The following is a 2,799-nucleotide window of genomic DNA, read 5'->3' as shown; positions in this document are numbered from 1 at the left end:
CGCGTCGACAACCTGCTGCTGCTGATCGCGGGTGTCGCCGGAATGGTGCTGGCCGTCGCACTGGCCTGACACCCGCCGAGAGACGGTCGTCATGACGACGGCGTCTCCGGGTGCACCCGCGCCTGCGTGCTCGCCGGGGCCGTCGTCGACGACGCCGGCTGCTCCTTCGTGCGGCGCAGCGAGAAGCGCTTCTGACGCGGGTCGAAGGCGTCGCGCAGGCCGTCACCGACGAAGTTCACGAGGACCGCGAGCAGAACGATGAAGACAGCGGGCCACCAGAAGAGCCACGGGCGGGTCTGGAACGCCGACTGGTTGTCGGAGATGATCAGGCCGAGCGAGACGTCCGGCGGACGCACACCGAGCTGCAGGTAGCTCAGGGCCGTCTCGAGGAGGATCGCGGATGCCGCCAGCAGCGTCGCCGCGACGATGACCACGCCGATGGCGTTGGGCAGGATGTGCTTGAAGATGATGCGCGCATCACTCGCCCCCGCAACACGAGCCGCCTCGACGAACTCACGCTCGCGCAGCGTCAGGAACTCGGCGCGGACGAGGCGCGCGATCGTGGTCCACGAGATCATCGCGAGGAAGAACGCCAGCGGGATCACGCCGAGACCACCGGTCGCGCGACCGACGACGGCACCGATCACGATGATCGGGATGACGATGAACACGTCGGTGATGCGCATGAGGACCGAGTCCACCCAGCCGCGGTAGTACCCGGCGAGAGCACCGATGACGGTACCGACGGCCGTGCCCACGAAGCTGATCACGATCATCACGAGGATCGAGTTCTGGATGCCGCGCATCGTCATCGCGAAGTAGTCGATGCCGATGCGGTCCTGACCGAACGGGTGCTCGCCGACCGAGAAGGGCCAGATCGACAGCGTCGGCGCCCCTCCGTCGTTCTGCGGGTTGAGGGTCGTGTAGTCGTACTTCCACCACCCGGGGATGGGGCCGAGACCGATCGCCGAGACCGAGAAGACGGCGACGAGGATGAACAGGATGCCTGACACGACGGCGACCTTGTTGGAGAGGAAGCGCCGGAGGATGAGCCGTCCCTGGCTCACCCCGACCGTGTTGCGCTCGTCCGCGGGCGGCGGAGCGTCGACGTTGGCCGGCTCGGGAAGCATCTGGGTCATCGGAGGACCTCCGGGATTCGGATGACGGCGATCATGCGACCACTCGCACGCGCGGGTCGAGCGTGGCGTAGGCGAGATCAGCCAGGAAGTTGAAGACGATCGCGGTGATCGCGATGACGATGAAGTAGCCCATCACCGGGTTGACGTCGACGCGCTGGATGGACGTGACGAACAGCGCTCCCATTCCCGAGATCGCGAAGACCCTCTCCGTGATGACGGCACCACCCAGGAGTGCGCCGATGTCGGTCGCGACGAGGGTCACGATCGGGATCAGCATGTTGCGCAGCCCGTGGCGCAGGATGACGGTCCGCTCGGGGAGGCCCTTCGCGCGCGCCGTGCGGATGTAGTCCTGGTTCATCACTTCGAGCATTCCGGCACGCGCGTACCGCGTGTATCCCGCGAAGGAGATGAGCAGCAACGACACCGTCGGCAGCAGGAGGTGGGTGAACGTGTCGATGCCGGTGATCCACATGTCACCGGTGAACCCCGGCGTGCTCGCACCGACCGTCGCGATCGGACGCCCGTTGATGCGGGGGTTGTTGACGTACTGCGGCCACGACTGCATGTAGCGGTCGAGCACGACGAGGGCGCCGGAGAGGAAGGCCACCAGGGCGCCGATGCGCGCGGCCATACCCCGATCGGGTGCACCCAGGACGTAGCCCGAGATCACACCGACGGCGACCGCGACGACGCCCAGGATGATGATCGTGTTGAACGTCGAGATGTCGAAGAGTCCCTGCAGCGCGTAGTAGCACGCGTACGCGATCGCGCCGTTCAGCGCGGCGACGATGAGAGCGCGGCGGTTCTGCAGACCCGCGATCAGAGCGGTCGTGATCACCACGATCCCGGCGATCAGCAGGAGGAGACCGACGGGCCCGAGACCCGGGTTGCGGAACCAGTCGGTGACGTTGAAGTACACCAGCAGGGCGACGGTCGCGAGACCCGAGACCGCAGCGACGATCACGCGACGACGGACGTCGCCGCCGATCATGGCCTGCCAGATGACGGCGGTGATCACGGCCAGCAGGACGATCAGCCAGATCGGGATGGACGTGGCCGACTCGAGGAAGCTGTTGAACCCGAGCGCCATGAACTCCTTGAGGAGGACGGCGACGAGGAACGACGGCAGCGAGAAGAGGAAGAAGCTGAGCAGCGTGATGCCGAAGTCGAATCCGCTGTACTGGCGCAGGGCCGAGACCACGCCGACCACGATGCCGAGCACGATGGCCAGCACGAACGACGCCGTCACGAGCTGGAGAGTCGAGCCGATGGCGGTCGGGAGGATGTCGAGGACGGCCGCGTTCGAGACGGTGAGGCCGAGGTTGCAGGCACCGGTGAACGGAACGAGGCAGCCGGCGGCACCGCCGAGCCAGAGGAAGTAACGCAGGGGCACCGGGACGTTCAGGTCGAGCGCCGCGACACGGGCGGCGATGAGCTGGTCACGGTTTGCGGCGGAGCTGTCGCGCAGGTCCTGCAGGGGGTCGCCGGAGTTGGCGGCCAGCACGTACATGATGAACGATGCTGCGAGCAGAACCAGGATCGAGACGGCGATGCGCCTGAGGATGAATCCGACCATCGCGGGAGGACTTCTTTCGATCGGGTGGAAAGGCACCTGTAGGTGCCCAGGAAAGGATAGTCGCGAGCGGTCCGGGTTCGGCGC

At 66.6% G+C, this 2,799-nt stretch carries 2 protein-coding genes; both read right to left on the bottom strand.

Translation table 11 applies throughout. The features are described 5' to 3' along the window. Positions 1-89: 89 nt before the first annotated feature. Positions 90-1,139 (bottom strand): ABC transporter permease, encoded by a 1,050-nt coding sequence (locus P2P98_RS11770; RefSeq protein ID WP_275800015.1) that lies wholly within the window; start codon positions 1,137-1,139, stop codon positions 90-92. Between the two features lie 31 nt (positions 1,140-1,170). Next, positions 1,171-2,715, bottom strand: coding sequence for an ABC transporter permease (locus tag P2P98_RS11765; RefSeq protein ID WP_275800014.1), 1,545 nt, complete (start codon positions 2,713-2,715; stop codon positions 1,171-1,173). Positions 2,716-2,799 lie beyond the last annotated feature (84 nt).

This window comes from Microbacterium sp. Kw_RZR3 (assembly GCF_029222405.1).
Taxonomy (GTDB): Bacteria; Actinomycetota; Actinomycetes; order Actinomycetales; family Microbacteriaceae; genus Microbacterium.
Note: the sequence above shows the minus strand (reverse complement) of the source record. Positions and strands in the feature narration are given on the sequence as shown.

What these genes read in the sequence shown, in the direction of transcription:
- P2P98_RS11770 (WP_275800015.1), bottom strand. Translation starts at nt 1,139, where the DNA reads ATGACCCAGATGCTTCCCGAGCCGGCCAACGTCGACGCTCCGCCGCCC.
- P2P98_RS11765 (WP_275800014.1), bottom strand. Translation starts at nt 2,715, where the DNA reads ATGGTCGGATTCATCCTCAGGCGCATCGCCGTCTCGATCCTGGTTCTG.